The 14492-nt window shown below is 68.3% G+C and carries 14 protein-coding genes; 7 read left to right on the top strand and 7 right to left on the bottom strand.

What is annotated here, in order from left to right:
- Positions 1 to 71: 71 nt before the first annotated feature.
- Positions 72 to 1373 (bottom strand): MATE family efflux transporter, encoded by a 1302-nt coding sequence (locus OHA25_RS08990; protein WP_327587116.1) that lies wholly within the window; start codon positions 1371 to 1373, stop codon positions 72 to 74.
- 284 nt (positions 1374 to 1657) lie between these two features.
- On the opposite strand from OHA25_RS08990, the gene dnaB reads away from it, so the two are divergent.
- Positions 1658 to 4396, top strand: a complete 2739-nt coding sequence (dnaB, locus tag OHA25_RS08995) for a replicative DNA helicase (RefSeq protein ID WP_327587117.1) — start codon at positions 1658 to 1660, stop codon at positions 4394 to 4396.
- A 61-nt stretch (positions 4397 to 4457) separates the two neighbouring features.
- Here the strand turns inward: dnaB and OHA25_RS09000 are convergent, their stop codons facing one another.
- Together OHA25_RS09000 and OHA25_RS09005 are read right to left on the bottom strand one after the other, a co-directional pair.
- A complete protein-coding gene (locus tag OHA25_RS09000; RefSeq protein ID WP_327587118.1) occupies positions 4458 to 5018 on the bottom strand; it encodes a GtrA family protein in 561 nt (186 codons plus the stop codon).
- A 106-nt stretch (positions 5019 to 5124) separates the two neighbouring features.
- A complete protein-coding gene (locus tag OHA25_RS09005; protein WP_327587119.1) occupies positions 5125 to 5835 on the bottom strand; it encodes a hypothetical protein in 711 nt (236 codons plus the stop codon).
- Positions 5836 to 6082: 247 nt separating this feature from the next.
- Here OHA25_RS09005 and OHA25_RS09010 point away from each other — a divergent pair, with 247 nt between their 5' ends.
- Positions 6083 to 6961, top strand: a complete 879-nt coding sequence (locus OHA25_RS09010) for a sigma-70 family RNA polymerase sigma factor (protein WP_327587120.1) — start codon at positions 6083 to 6085, stop codon at positions 6959 to 6961.
- 79 nt (positions 6962 to 7040) lie between these two features.
- Entirely contained in the window at positions 7041 to 7493 is a 453-nt protein-coding gene (locus OHA25_RS09015) for a universal stress protein (RefSeq protein WP_305917542.1), read from the top strand.
- Between the two features lie 25 nt (positions 7494 to 7518).
- Here OHA25_RS09015 and soxR read toward each other — a convergent pair whose 3' ends face one another.
- Positions 7519 to 8028 (bottom strand): redox-sensitive transcriptional activator SoxR, encoded by a 510-nt coding sequence (soxR, locus tag OHA25_RS09020; protein WP_327587121.1) that lies wholly within the window; start codon positions 8026 to 8028, stop codon positions 7519 to 7521.
- A 9-nt stretch (positions 8029 to 8037) separates the two neighbouring features.
- On the bottom strand, positions 8038 to 8469 hold the full coding sequence (locus OHA25_RS09025) for an Lrp/AsnC family transcriptional regulator (protein ID WP_327587122.1): 432 nt from the start codon (positions 8467 to 8469) through the stop codon (positions 8038 to 8040).
- A 56-nt stretch (positions 8470 to 8525) separates the two neighbouring features.
- On the opposite strand from OHA25_RS09025, the gene OHA25_RS09030 reads away from it, so the two are divergent.
- Positions 8526 to 9440 carry an SMP-30/gluconolactonase/LRE family protein gene (locus OHA25_RS09030; protein ID WP_327587123.1) on the top strand — a complete coding sequence of 305 codons (915 nt, stop codon included), beginning with the start codon at positions 8526 to 8528 and terminating at the stop codon, positions 9438 to 9440.
- Positions 9441 to 9442: 2 nt separating this feature from the next.
- Here the strand turns inward: OHA25_RS09030 and OHA25_RS09035 are convergent, their stop codons facing one another.
- Both OHA25_RS09035 and OHA25_RS09040 read right to left on the bottom strand, forming a co-directional pair.
- A complete protein-coding gene (locus tag OHA25_RS09035) occupies positions 9443 to 10174 on the bottom strand; it encodes an ABC transporter permease (protein ID WP_327587124.1) in 732 nt (243 codons plus the stop codon).
- A complete protein-coding gene (locus tag OHA25_RS09040; protein ID WP_327587125.1) occupies positions 10171 to 11076 on the bottom strand; it encodes an ABC transporter ATP-binding protein in 906 nt (301 codons plus the stop codon). Before OHA25_RS09040 ends, OHA25_RS09035 begins: the two co-directional genes overlap by 4 nt.
- Positions 11077 to 11185: 109 nt before the next feature.
- On the opposite strand from OHA25_RS09040, the gene OHA25_RS09045 reads away from it, so the two are divergent.
- From OHA25_RS09045 to dnaN, 3 genes are all read left to right on the top strand, one after another.
- The gene (locus OHA25_RS09045) at positions 11186 to 12625 is read left to right on the top strand and encodes a sensor histidine kinase (RefSeq protein ID WP_327587126.1); all 1440 of its coding nucleotides are present in this window, start codon (positions 11186 to 11188) and stop codon (positions 12623 to 12625) included.
- Positions 12616 to 13275: a LuxR C-terminal-related transcriptional regulator gene (locus tag OHA25_RS09050; RefSeq protein ID WP_442942085.1), complete on the top strand. Its 660-nt coding sequence runs from the start codon at positions 12616 to 12618 to the stop codon at positions 13273 to 13275. The genes OHA25_RS09045 and OHA25_RS09050 overlap by 10 nt, the downstream gene beginning before the upstream one ends.
- 72 nt (positions 13276 to 13347) lie before the next feature.
- Positions 13348 to 14445: a DNA polymerase III subunit beta gene (dnaN, locus tag OHA25_RS09055; protein ID WP_327587127.1), complete on the top strand. Its 1098-nt coding sequence runs from the start codon at positions 13348 to 13350 to the stop codon at positions 14443 to 14445.
- Positions 14446 to 14492 lie beyond the last annotated feature (47 nt).

Here is a 14492-nt window from a genome sequence, read left to right on the forward strand (position 1 = left end):
AATGTCTCACCACTTGGACAACAGCAAGCACGAGACGATTACGCCCCGGTTACTAGCAGGCCGTACGGCGCCTACGCCCCGGTTACCAGCCAGGCGTCATCGGCGGCGCGGCGTACGAGGGTGATCAGCCGCGCGATCATCCACACCCCCAGCGCGCACCACAGGACGACGACGCCCAGGCCGGAGGCGAGGAAGGCGGCCGGCAGGTACGCCAGCGTCGTCCACACCCCTGCCCAGGCCAGGTAACGCTGGTCGCCGGCGCCGATCAGCACGCCGTCGAGCACGAATACGACCCCGCACACCGGCTGGAACAGCGCCACCGGCCACAACAGGGCCAGCAGCAGCTCGGCGACCCGCGGCTCGGCGTCGAACAACCCCGGCAACACCGGCCCGGCGGCGAGCACGAGCAGGCCGAACACGATCCCCGACCAGACGCCCCACTGCACCATGCGCTTGGTCGCGGCCCTGGTGGCGGCGACGTCTCCCGCCCCGAGCGCACGTCCTGTGATGGCCTGGCCGGCGATGGCGATGGCGTCCAGCGCAAAGGCGAGCAACGTCCACACCTGGGTGGCGAGGGCGTACGCGGCCAGTTCGGCCTCGCCCATCCTCGTGGCGATCATCGTGCCGACGGTCACCACAATCCGCAGGCAGAGGGTGCGGACGAACAATGCGAACCCCGCCGTACCTGCCTGCTTGAGCCCGGCCAGGCCGGGCGTGAGGGGCGTGCCGAGCCGCAGCGCCCCCTTGACCACCACGACCAGGTAGACGGCCCCACCGAGCGTCTGCGCCAGCACGGTGCCCCACGCCGACCCGGCGATACCCCACCCCAGCCCCAGCACGAACCAGGCGTTGAGCGCCGCGTTGAGCGCGAATGAGCCGATGGCCACGACCAGCGGCGTGACCGTGTCCTGCAGTCCGCGCAGCACGCCCGTGCCCGCCAGCACGACCAGCATGCCGGGCGCGCCCAGCAAACTGATGCGCAGGTACGTCACGGCCTGCGCGCTCTGCCCCGCGCTCGCCCCGAACAACTCCACGACCGCGGGGGCGAGCGGCCAGAACACCGCGATCAGCGCGACCCCGATGCCCAGCGCCAGCCAGATGCCGTCCACACCGCTGCGCATCGCCCGCGTATGCTCCCCCGCGCCGGTCTGCCGGGCCACGGCAGCCGTCGTGCCGTAGGCGAGGAAGACGCACAGGTTCATCAGCGCTGCCAGGACCGTGCCCGCCACACCCAGAGCGCCTACCGCCGTGGTGCCGAGCGCGTGCCCGACGATGGCGTAGTCGGCGAGAAGGAAAAGCGGCTCGGCCACCAGCGCGCCGAACGCCGGTACGGCCAGCCGCAGAATCTCCCGGTCTCTGGGTGTAATGAGCATTTGCCTATTATGACCCTTACGAGCCGTGTCGGCGAAACTTTCTTTTCTCCACAGCCGGTGGACACTGTTCTCCCAGCTCAGCGGCACTTTGGTGAATATCGGAAAGAGTTATCCCCAGCCCCGTCCACAGGCCGTTCACACCCTGGGGCCGGTAGTGCACAGCTTGACCACAGGGTTGTCCACAGGCCACGTTGCCGACGGACCCCGACTCCGCGAAACTGTCACACCGGTCGACTACAAGTGGGGGTGGTGCGACCGCCTGCAAGGTTGTTCGAGGGGGCGCGGTGAGCATTGACGAAGAGACCGACGCGGGTCCGGGTTTCGAGCGCACGCCGCCGCACAACATCGAGGCGGAGCAGTCGGTGCTGGGCGGCATGCTGCTGTCGAAGGACGCGATCGCCGACGTCGTGGAGATCATCCGGGCCGACGACTTCTACCGTCCCGCCCATCAGATGATCTATGACGTCGTCACCGACCTCTACGGCAGGGGCGAGCCCGCCGACGCTGTCACCGTCTTCGACGAGCTGCAAAAGCGCGGCGAGATGGCCCGAGTGGGCGGCGCCGCCTACCTCCACACGCTCACGGCCGTCGTCCCCACCGCCGCCAACGCCGGCTACTACGCGAAGATCGTCCGCGAGCAGGCCATCCTCCGCCGCCTCATCGAGGCCGGCACCCGCATCGTCTCCTACGGCTACGGCGGCCAGAACGAAGAGGTCGACGACCTCGTGGACCGCGCCCAGGCGGAGATCTACAAGGTCACCGAGCGCCGCACCTCCGAGGACTACGCGCCCCTGGCCGACATCATGCCGGGCGCCCTGGACGAGCTGGAGGCCATCGGCAGCCGGGGCGGCCAGATGGTCGGCGTGCCAACCGGCTTCCAGGACCTCGACCAGCTCACCAACGGCCTCCACCCAGGCCAGATGATCGTCGTGGCCGCCCGGCCGGCCATCGGAAAGGCGCTGGCGCTTGACACACCGCTGCCCACGCCGACCGGTTGGACCACGATGGGGGAGGTTCAGGCCGGTGACCAGCTGATCGGTGCCGACGGACGGCCGACCCGGGTGGTCGCCGCAACGGAGGTCATGCACGACCGACCCTGCTATGAGGTGGAGTTCAGCGATGGCACGATGATCGTCGCCGACGCCCAGCACCAGTGGCGTACCACCACGCGCGCAGCCAGGAAAGCAGGTGGAAAACGGCCCTCGTATCACTGGCCAGCAGAGGCGATCGAGAGAGTCAGAGACGCCTACGAGGCCGCGCTGGCGGAGCCTGACCGGCTGGTCACACGCAGGGAGGCGATCGAGGCCGTTGGGGAGGAATTCCGCCATGTCCTTCAGGCCCTCCAGAAGGAAGTGGGCACCATCGGCAAGGTCCTCGCCGATGTCGGTGGCCGGAGCCGCACCTATTCATGGCACACCCCGGCGTACCGGGCGGTAGAACTCTATGGCGCTTTGCACGCGCGGGTCACCACGCCAAAGAACGCCACGACCACATCCGTGCATCGGAGCATGGTCACTACCGAAGAGATCGCCGCCAGCCTGCGCACAGCTGACGGACGGCCGAACCACGCCGTGGCGGTGGCCGCTCCATTCGTCCTCGACGAGCAGGATCTACCGTTTTCGCCATACACCCTAGGGGTATGGTTGGGCGACGGCCACACAGGAAGCGGGCGTTTCAGCTCCGCAGACCCCGAGATCGTCGCCAACGTTGAGGCCGAGGGGTTGTTCGTGCGGCGAGTGGGATCTTCACTCACCCACCAGATGACTCTGCCTGAGCCGACAGCGGTGTCTCCCTTGATGTGTCCCGACTGCGGAGCCCCCGCAGGAGCTCGCGTGCGTTGTGAGGCGTGCCATCGGGAGCATGGCACCGTCAAAGGCATGCTGCGTACGCTCGCCGTGCTCGACGACAAGCACATCCCCGCGAGTTATCTGCGCGCCTCAGAGCGGCAGCGGCGCGACCTGCTCGCAGGCCTCCTCGACACCGACGGATATGTCAACCGCCACGGGCAGGTGCAGTTCGCGGTGACGAACCGGCGGCTCGCGCATGACGTCCATGAGCTCATCCTGAGCCTCGGTTACAAGGCGACCATGCGCACTAAGCCGGTCAAAGGCAGGACGAAGGAGTCTTCGACCTGCTACATGATCAACTTCACGCCGTCCGAACCGGTGTTCCGGCTGTCCCGTAAGGCGGAACGCCAGGTTAAAACTGCGAGTCCGGTCACACGCGTCCGCTACATCGTCGATGTGCGTCCTATACCGTCTCGGCCCGTCCGGTGCGTGGAAGTGGACAATGCTCACCATATGTATCTGGCGGGCAGGACGTGTGTCCCCACGCACAACAGCACTCTAGGTCTGGATTTCGCCCGTTCTGCGGCGATCAAGCATGGGATGACCACGGTCATCTTCTCGCTGGAGATGTCCCGCAATGAGATCACCATGCGCTTGTTGTCCGCCGAGGCCCGGGTCGCGCTGCATGCCATGCGGTCGGGGATGATGGGCGACGACGACTGGACGCGCCTGGCCCGGCGGATGAGCGAGGTGGCCGAGGCGCCGCTGTTCATCGACGACTCGCCCAACATGTCGATGATGGAGATCAGGGCCAAGTGCCGGCGGCTCAAGCAGCGCAACGACCTCAAATTTGTCGTCATCGACTATCTCCAGCTGATGAGCTCGCCGAAGAAGACCGAGAGCCGCCAGAACGAGGTCTCCGAGATCTCTCGTGCGATCAAGCTGCTGGCCAAGGAGCTCGAGGTCCCCGTCATCGCGATCTCCCAGCTCAACCGTGGCCCCGAGCAGCGAACGGACAAGCGCCCCCAAGTGAGCGATCTTCGTGAATCTGGATCTATTGAGCAGGACGCGGACATGGTCATCCTGCTGCATCGCGAGGACGCGTACGAGCGGGAGTCGCCGCGGGCCGGCGAGGCGGACCTGATCGTTGCCAAGCACCGTAACGGACCCACGGCCACGGTGACGGTGGCCTTCCAGGGCCACTACAGCCGCTTCGTGGACATGGCCCAGCACTGAGGGAGCGCAATAGCGGCATGAAGCAGTCCAACGGCCGAAACGGCTTCTGGATTCGCTGCCATCAAGCCGCCTCGTCCGTGGAATCGGGAGTGGGAGCCAGTCGCACGCTGCGGGACTGGGCCTTCTCGTCGGGGAAGACCCACTTCCGGAGCGCCCAGAAGCGGAAGACCATGGCGATCAGCGTGCCGATGACCTGCGCGCTCATGAAGTCGGCGATCTCCTGGGTCACCAGGCTCACATCCGGGGTCTCCAGGCGAAATACGTACCGGGAGATCCATAGCGGCGCGGAGCTGAGCACTAGACCGACGCCACTGACCAGGAAGAACAGCGCCGCCTCGTGACGGCGCTCGCGGCCGCCCCTGGTCCGGAACGACCATTCGCGGTTCAACACGTAGGACACGATCGTCGCCACGAGCACCGCGATGATCTTCGCGGTCACCGGCTTCGGTTCCAAAATGGTCAGCTTCAGCCCGTAGAACACCGTGTTGTCCACTAAGAACGCTGTTCCACCCACCACCGCGAACTTCAGCAGTTCACGGTGCCTGAGCGCAAGTGTGTGCAGCGGTTCCGGCAATCTTGCGAGTACGGCGTTTGCTATTCGGAGCACCCCCGATCTTCTCACCGGTCGAACACCCTGGTAGCAAGATTTGCGGACACGGCTTGTCCGGCTTCGCCATCATCAACCGCGCTCAACCCTTGGCGCCTACCGAGTTCGCGCTCCATGACGCTCACCAGCTCAGCACCTTCGGACGTCCAGCCGGAACCGGCAGCCGGTCCCGCAGCATCCGCACGCCCAGCGGGACCAGGGCCACGCAGAGCAGGCCGGTGACCAGTACGTCGGGGATGGAGGCGCCCTTCAGCACGCCCATCCAGGTGCCTCCTGCCAGCAGCAGCATCACGGCGCGGGCGGTGCCGAAGAGGCCAGAGCGCCAGGCGGCGATGGCCAAGAGGAGCGAGCCCGCGTATTGACCTACCGAGGCCCATGACTTCACCCGCCACGGGCCGTAGGAAATGTCCACATACTCCTTCATGATCGCGTTCGTCGCCTGGTCCAGTCCGATGACCTCGGTGAGCTGGAAGGCGGTCTGGTCGGCGCCGGCGGAATACAGGCGCGAGAAGAGCCCGGCGACCAGCAGGGTGGCGCCCCAGAAGGCGAGGCTGCCACCAATGCGCTGAGCCAGGGCGACGAAAGCGGGGAAGAGCAGCAGCGCCCCCAGTGCGAAGACCGCGTAGGAGAGGGTGAGCAGGGCGGGGTCCGAGGTGTAGGCGAGGAGCTGGCCGTAGGCGGCGAACGGCTGAGCCTCGGCCCACGCCTGCTGCTGTGGGGTGAGGGCGGTGATCGTGCTCAGGTAGCGCAGCAGGTATCCGGCGCACAGGACGACCGGGCCCAGGACGAGCGTCGCGCCGCCGATCCATCGTCCGGGAAAGTAGGTATGCACGGCGGCGAGCCTGTCAGGGGCGAGCCGGATGGATCATCCTCCGATCGTCAACCGGCACCCCCTACGAACGTCACCTCTTGAGCACCTCGGTCAGCCGACCAGCCAAGCCACGCCATCAACTGGACGACCAGCCGACGCCCTGTTCAGAGGACCGGCCTATGCCACAAGGCGCCGGACCCTACAGGTGTCACGTTTGCCGGGTCGGCTACGTCAAGGACGTAGGAGAGCCCTGACGAAGGATGTGACCGTGGACACTGACGACTTTCTGGCCGGCCAGTTCGAGGAATACCGCCCGCATCTCAAGGCGGTGGCGTACCGGATGCTGGGTTCGCTGGCCGAGGCCGAGGACGCCGTGCAGGAGGCGTGGCTGAAGCTGAGCCGTACGGACAGCGGCGCGATCGGCAATCTGGGCGGCTGGCTCACCACGGTCGTCGGCCGGGTGTGCCTGGACATGCTCCGTGCCCGTACGGCACGGCGCGAGGCGCCCTTCGAGCAGCACTTGCCGGACCCGGTCGTCAGCCGCGAGGACGGCGGCGACCCCGAGCAGCAGGTGTTGATCGCCGACGCCGTCGGGTTGGCGCTGCTGGTGGTGCTGGAGTCGCTCAGCCCGGCCGAGCGGCTGGCGTTCGTGTTGCACGACATGTTCGCGGTGCCGTTCGAGCAGATCGCCGCGATCGTGGACCGCTCGCCGGACGCGGCGAAAAAGCTGGCCAGCCGCGCACGCCAGCGCGTACGCGGCACGGTCCCGCCGCCGGAGCCCGACCTGGGCCGCCAGCGGCAGGTCGTCGACGCCTTCCTGACCGCCGCGCGCGATGGCGACTTCCAGGCGCTGCTCGAGATCCTCGACCCCGACGTCGTGATGCGCGTTGACGCCGAAGGCGGGCTGTGGACGATCCGCGGCGCCGAGGCCGTGGCCGGACAGGCAGTCAACTTCCAGCGCTACACGACCGCACGTCGCGTGGAGCCGGTGCTGGTGAACGGCGCCGTGGGGCTCGTCAGCCTGGAGAACGGACAGCCGAAGGGCGTCCTGAGCTTCACCATCAGCAACGGCAGAATCGTCGCCTTCGACATCCTGTCCGACCCGGACCGCCTCGAAAGGCTCGACCTGGTCTTCGGAACGATGTGACAAACCAGACAAGGTCCTGCGGAATTGGCGTGATCACTCCGGTGCTTTAGCGGATGACTGAAGCGAAGGGGAGCACGCCATGACCATCCTTGTCGCCTACGACGGCTCGGCCGACGCGCGGACCGCGATCGAGTTCGCCGCCAAACATCTCTCGGCCGAGCCGACCGTCGTTCTCACGGTGTGGGAACCGCTGCTCGTGCAGCTGCGCAGATATCCACTGGCAGCGGCCGCGCTCGACCCGGGCACCGGGGACGAGGCGCAGGCCCAGGCCGAGCAGCACGCGAAGGACGGCGCCGAGCTGGCGATCGCGTCGGGGCTCGCCGACGTGACCTACCGGGCGGTCGCCGACAATGAGTCGATCTGGAAGACGATTGTGGACGTCGCCGACGAGCTCGACGCCTCGCTGATCGTGACGGGCTCGCGTGGCCTGGCCGGGGTCAGGTCGGTGCTGCTCGGCAGCGTCTCCAACCACGTGCTGCATCACGCGCACCGGCCCACCTTGATCGTCCCGCCGGCCAAGACTCCCCGCTAGGCCCGCCCGATCAAGGCTCGACGGGTCATTGTGCGGCCGCGGCGGCCGGCTCGACCGAGCAGCACGCCTGGGGCGGGCACAGCTTGGTGTCGATGCGCCGCGCGCCCGGCCCCTCGTCGCCCAGCCGGTCGTGCGGGTTGGCCACGGGGCATCGGTCGAGGGAGAGGCAGCCGCATCCGATGCACTCTGTCAGGTCGTCTCGCAGCCGCTGCAACTGCAGGATCCGATCGTCCAGCTCGCTCCGCCACGCGGCCGACAGCCTCGCCCAGTCGTCACGTGTGGGCGTGCGCTCGTCCGGCAGCTCGGCCAGCGCGTCCTTGATGGTCTTGAGCGGGATCCCGATGCGCTGCGCCAGCCTGATGAACGCGACTCTGCGCAGGCTGTCGCGGCCGTAACGGCGTTGGTTGCCGGCCGTGCGGCGGCTCTTGACGAGCCCCTTGGCCTCGTAGAAGTGCAGGGCGGAGACGGCGACGCCGCTGCGCTCGGCCAGCTGGCCGACGGTCAGCTCCTTGGTGTTCCAGGCGACCTTGGTCATACCTGGAGCTTACTTGAGGATTCGTTCGAAGAACGTCTCCAGGACGACGACCGTCTGCGTCCCCGTCACGCCGTCCACCTCGAACACCCGCCGCAGCACGTCCTGTAGCTCCCGCGTGCCTGCCGTACGGACCTTGAGCAGCACCGACGCGGGCCCGGCGATGACGTGCGCCTCCTCGATCTCGCCGATCGCCGCCAGCCGGTCGGCGCTGTCGCCCATCCATGTGCTGCCCTCGACCAGCACGTACGCCGTCACGCTCCGCCCGAGTGCGGCCTGGTCGACCTCGATCGTGGTCCGCCTGATCACGCCCCGCTCGCGCAGCTTGCGCACCCGCTCGTGGGCCGCGCCGCTGGACAGCCCCACCGCCCGGCCGAGCACGGCGTACGACTGCGTCGCGTCTTCCTGGAGCAGCTCGATCAGCATCCTGTCGATATCGTCCACCACAGGATGATATCTCGTCATTTTCCCGGCAAGCCGAACGGCGTATGGTGAGAACCATGACGAAGACGATTCCCACCGAGTTCGAGGTGCTCGACGAGCGGTTCGCCGCGGTCGGCGGAGACGACGTGATCGAGGTGCTCTACACCGGCACCCGCTGGGCGGAGGGCCCGGTCTACTTCCCGGCAGGCCGGTTCCTGGTGTGGAGCGACATCCCCAACGAGCGGATGTTGCGCTGGGACGAGATGACGGGTGCGGTCGGGCCGTTCCGCCGGCCGTCCGGCTACGTCAACGGCAACACGCTCGACCGCGAGGGCCGGTTGATCTCCTGCGAGCACGGCAACCGCCGCGTGACCCGCACCGAGCATGACGGCTCGATCACGGTGATCGCCGACCGGTGGGAGGGCAAGCGGCTCAACAGCCCCAATGACGTGGTCGTCCGCTCCGACGGGTCCGTCTGGTTCACCGACCCGCCGTACGGGATCCTCAGCGACTACGAGGGCCACGCCGCGGAGCAGGAGATCGACGGCTGCCACGTCTACCGGGCCGACCCGGTGACGGGCGAGGTGCGCATCGTGGCCGACGACTTCAACCGGCCCAACGGCCTGGCGTTCTCGCGGGACGAGAGCCTGCTCTACGTGGCCGACACCAAAGAGCGGCACCTGCGCGTGTTCGATGTACGGGAGGACGGCACTCTGGCGGGCGGCAAGGTCTTCGCCGAGGGCGGCGCCGACGACATCTTCGACGGGATGCGGCTGGACGACACCGGCCGGATCTGGGCCGCGGCCGGCAAGGCGGTGCTCTGCTACGACCCGGACGGCACCCTGATCGGCCGGCTGAAACTGCCGGAGTCCACCGCCAACCTGGTGTTCGGCGGGCTCAAGCGCAACCGCATGTTCATCACCGCCTCGACCTCGCTCTACTCGCTGATGACCAACGTCACCGGCGCGCGCCCGGTCTGGGCCGGGCGCTAGCCTCACTCCCACCGGAAGAAGCGCACGGCCAGGCCCCCGAAGACCACCAGCCCGCCGACCATCACCGCCAGGTGCAGTGGCTGCGGGGCCTGGCCGGCCCAGGCGTCCTTGATCGCCTGGGTGACCGGTCCGGCCACGGAGAAGTCGCTGATCCTCCGCAGCGTGTCCGGCATGACCTCGTGCGGTATCCACACACCGCCCAGGAGCATCAGCGGCTGCATCACCACTGCGCCGATTCCGGGCGCCGTTTTCCCGTTGGGCGCCAGTGCGGCGATCACCAGCCCGATCGCCAGCAGCGCGGCGGTGCCGAGCAGGAACACCAGCACGAACCACCCCCAATGCCGCGGCAGCGCAGCGCCGAACACCAGCCGGGCCGACACGATGAGGACGGCCGTGGCGACGGTGCCCGTGCCCAGGTTGATCAGGAGCTGCACCACCAGCAGCCGTGCGGGATGCACGGGCGTCGTCGACATCCGCTTGAGCACCCCTTGCTCCCGGTACGACGTCAGCACGGCCGGCACCACGCTGCAGGCCAGCACGAGCAGCGACAGCAACGTCATCATGGCGGGCAGCAGCGCGTCCACGCCCCGTAGTCCGGACGCGCCGGTCTTGGACAGCGCCGGGATGCTGAGCCCCAGCACCACCAGCAGCATGACCGGCAGGCCGATGGTGAACAACATGGTCGGCCAGTCACGCAAGTGGAGCTTGGTCTCCACGAAGAGGATCTTCCTCATGACAACTTCCTTCCGGTGAGCGCGAGAAACGCGTCGTCGAGCGTGGCCTGTTCGGTGCGCAGATTTCCGGGAACGATCTGGTGCCGGGCGAGGGCGAGGGTGACCGCGGGCGCGAGGTCGCCCGAGCCGCTGACCGTGATCTGCTCGCCGCTCCTGCTGACCTCGCGTACCTCGGGCAGGGCCAGCAGCACGGCGTCGTCGACCGGCGCCGAGGGCCGGAACAGCACCCGCCGATCCCCGCCCACTTGCGCGATCAGCCCGGCCGGCGTGTCGGTGGCGACCACCTTGCCGGCGTCGATCAGCGCGAGCCGGTCGCAGAGCCGCTCGGCCTCCTCCATGAAGTGGGTGACCAGCACGATCGTCACCCCCGACTCGCGTATCTGCTCGACCAGCTCCCACGTGTCCCTGCGGGCCTGCGGGTCGAGCCCGGTCGTCAGCTCGTCGAGCACCGCGACGTGCGGCCTGCCGACCAGCGCCAACGCCACGGACAACCGCTGCCGCTGCCCTCCGGACAGTTTCTTGAAGGTGGTGTCGCGCTTGTCGCCGAGCCCGACCCGCTCCATCAGCTCGGTCCAGTTGGCCGGGTCGGGGTAGAAGGAGGCGTAGAGGTCCAGAGCCTCCCACACCTTGATCTTCTCCGGCAGGGCCGCGCTCTGCAGCTGCATGCCGAGCACCCGGCGCAGCTCGTCCCGGTCCCGCTGCGGGTCCAGCCCGGCCACCCGTACGGTGCCGCCGTCCGGCGCCCGCAGGCCGGCGACGCATTCCACGGTGGTGGTCTTGCCTGCGCCGTTCGGGCCGAGGACGCCGAAGATCTCGCCCTCGGCGACCTCGAACGACACGTCGTCGACCGCCAGATGGTTCGGATACTGCTTGCGCAGGTTCCTGACCTCGATGATTTTCATGGCATCGACGCTAGGAACGCGGGAGGTGTCGCGGAATCTCGTTAGCTGCCCAGCAAGGGTGTAGCTAGGTGCAGTGACCGAGGCGCCCTCGCTGTCGCAGACTGAAGGCATGCTTTTGCGGAGGTTAGGTCAGGTCACGGTGCTGCTCGCGCTGCTCGTCGTCGAGGTGCCGCTGATCCTCCTGTCCGTGGTCATGCTGGTCCTGGCGGTGGCGATGGGCATGGTCTTCCTGTTCCAGCCGCAGGTTCGGATGGTCAGGAGGCTGGCCGAGCTCAACAGGCGGCTCCTGCGCGCGTGGACGGGCATCCCGGTCGAGGCCCCGTACCTGCCCAAGCCCCCGCCTCCCGTGCCGGGACTGGACGGGATGTACCGCTCAGATCGCACCCTCTACCGGACGCCGCGCATCCCCGCCTGGAACGATCGCTGGAAGTGGATGATCACTGACCCGGCGACCTGGCGCGACGACCTCTGGCTGCTGCTGGACCCGCTGGCCAAGGCGGCGTTGCTGCCGCTGCTCGTCCTGGCCCCGGAGCTGGGCCTGCGGCTCTACGCGCTCTGGAGCAACCTGCTGCTCGGCGCGACGGCCGCGAGCCGCCTGGCCAGCCAGGTGAGCCATCTCAAGCGCACCCGCAACCTGGCGACCGACTCGCAGGCGGCCGAGATGCGCAGGATCGAACGCGACCTGCATGACGGCACGCAGGCCAGGCTGGTGGCGATCGGCATGACGCTCGGCGCCGCCGAGGAGCTGATGGACAAGGACCCGTCGGCGGCCAAGGCGCTGCTGGCCAAGGCCAGGGACGCCTCCTCCGACACGCTGACCGAGCTGCGCAGGGTCATCCGTGGCATCCACCCTCCAGTACTGGCCGAACGCGGACTGGGCGACGCCGTCCGCGCCCTGGCCATGGACAGTCCGATGCGGGTCACCGTGGACGTCGACCTGCCGCACCGGCCGGAGGCGCCGGTCGAGGCGGCGGCGTACTTCGCCGTCAGCGAGCTGCTCTCCAACGCCGCCCGGCACGGCGACGCCAAGACGGCGACCGTGGACCTCAGCTCCAACGGCCCTGACCTGCGCATCACGGTCACCGACGACGGCATGGGCGGCGCCGATCCGGCCAAGGGCAGCGGCCTGGCAGGCATCGAGCGGAGGCTGGCGGCGTTCGACGGTGTGCTCGCGCTGAACAGCCCGCCCGGCGGCCCCACCACGGTGACGATGGAGCTGCCCCGGGCGCTGCCCGAGCACTGGTCGGGCGATCTGGGCAGGCTTCCACGCCGAAAGGCGATCCTGCTCGGCTTCCTGTGGGCGACGGCCTGGTGCCCGACGTTCCCGCAGGGGTTCGTGCCGGCCATCTTCAAGATCATCGACTTTGACGAGAAGTCCTGGTTCCTGGCGCTGCACCTCCCCGAGGTCTGGCAGTGGCCGACGATCATCGGCATGATCGTGCTCGGCCTTAGCATGCACGTCATGGCCATTCGTATCCCCGCGACCCACAACAGGGAGCGCTGGATGGTGGAAGCGACCCCGACCAAGCCCTGGCGCCCATGCCTATGAACCGCGTGCTCATCGCCGAGGACCTCTACCTGCTCAGAGACGGCCTGGTGCACCTGCTGCAGGCCCACGGCTTCGACGTCGTCGCCGCGGTGGAATCCGGCCCCGAACTGCTGAAGGGCCTGCTCGAGCTGCGCCCGGACGTCTCGATCGTCGACGTGCGGCTGCCGCCCACGTTCACCGACGAGGGCCTGCAGGCGGCGCTCGAGGCCAGGAAGTCCGTGCCGGGCCTGCCGATCCTCGTGCTGTCCCAGCACGTCGAGCAGCTGTATGCCCGCGAGCTGCTGGCCGACGGCACAGGCGGGATCGGCTACCTGCTCAAGGATCGGGTCTTCAACGCCGAGCAGTTCATCGACGCGGTACGCAGGGTCGCCAAAGGCGGCACCGCCATGGACCCGGAGGTCATCGCCAAGCTGCTGGCCAGCAACGCCAGGCACGAGCCGCTGGCCGCGCTCACGCCGAGGGAGCGGGAGGTGCTCGAGGCCATGGCGGAAGGGCGCTCCAACGCGGCGATCTCCCAGCGGCTCTACCTCAGCGAGAGCGCCGTCGCCAAGCACACCGCCAACATCTTCGCCAAGCTGGGCCTCGCGCCGTCGGACGACGACAACCGGCGGGTGCTGGCCGTGCTCGCGTACCTCAACAGCCGCAGCTGACAACGTGGCCCTGAGTTGTCGGTCCTCTCGGATATTTTCATAGAGGCACGGCGCGACGAAGGGGTGTAACAGGTGAAAATCCGGGTTAACCGCGATGTACTCGCAGAGGCGGTGGCGTGGGCTGCCCGAGTCCTGCCCAGCCGCCCTGTAGTGCCCGTCCTGTCCGGGCTCCTGCTGGAGGCAGGCGAGGATCTGAGCCTGTCCGCGTTCGACTACGACGTCTCCGCCCGGGCCGTGATCAACGCCGACGTGGCCGAGGAAGGCAGCGTGCTGATCCCCGGCCGGCTCTTGGCCGAGATCAGCCGGAGCCTCCCCGCGGACGACGTGGAGATCGTCACCGAAGGCCCTGAGGCGGTGCTGACCTGTGGCAGTGCCGAGTTCGGGCTCGTCACGATGCCGGTCGAGGACTTTCCGAGCCTGCCCACGATGCCGCCGGCCATCGGCGCCGTCGGCGGCGGCGTGTTCGCCTCGGCCGTCGGCCAGGTCGCGCCCGCCGCCAGCCGCGACGACACGCTGCCGATGCTCACCGGCATCAGGGTCGACATCGACGGCGAGTCCGTGGCGATGGCGGCGACCGACCGCTACCGCATCGGGGCCCGCGACTTCACCTGGCGTCCGGCCAGTCCTGACGTGGCCGTCTCCGCGATGGTGCCGGCCCGGGTGCTGGTCGAGGTGGCCAAGTCGCTGCGCGGCGGCGAGGTATGGATCGCGATGGGCGACGGGGTGGCCGGGTTCGAGAGCGTGGGGCGCAGCACGACGGTGCGGCTGCTCGACGAGCAGTTCATCGACTACCGTGCCAGGCTGACCAACGACTGGTCGATCAGGGCCGACGTGCCGGTGACGCCGTTCGTCAACGCGATCAAGCGGGTGGCGCTGGTGGCCGAGCGCAACACCGCCATCCGGCTGTCGTTCACGCAGGGGCAGGTGCTGATCCAGGCGGGTGGCGGCGACATCGGGCGCGGCACCGAGGTGGTCGAGTGCGAGCTGCGGGGTGAGGACATCCAGATCGCCTTCCAGTCACAGTTCCTGCTGGACGGGCTGGTGGGGATCGAGAGCGACCTGGCCCGCATCAACATGGAGTCGCCGACCAGGCCCGCCCTCATCCAGGACGTTCCGGGCGACGCCGCCCCGTCCTTCCGCTACCTGGTCATGTCTCTCCGCCAGCAGTAAGGACCCTGCGGCTTCGCGATCGTGCGGGAGACGCATTCTGCCCCGGG

The sequence above is a fragment of the Nonomuraea sp. NBC_00507 genome, assembly GCF_036013525.1.
Lineage (GTDB): Bacteria > Actinomycetota > Actinomycetes > Streptosporangiales > Streptosporangiaceae > Nonomuraea.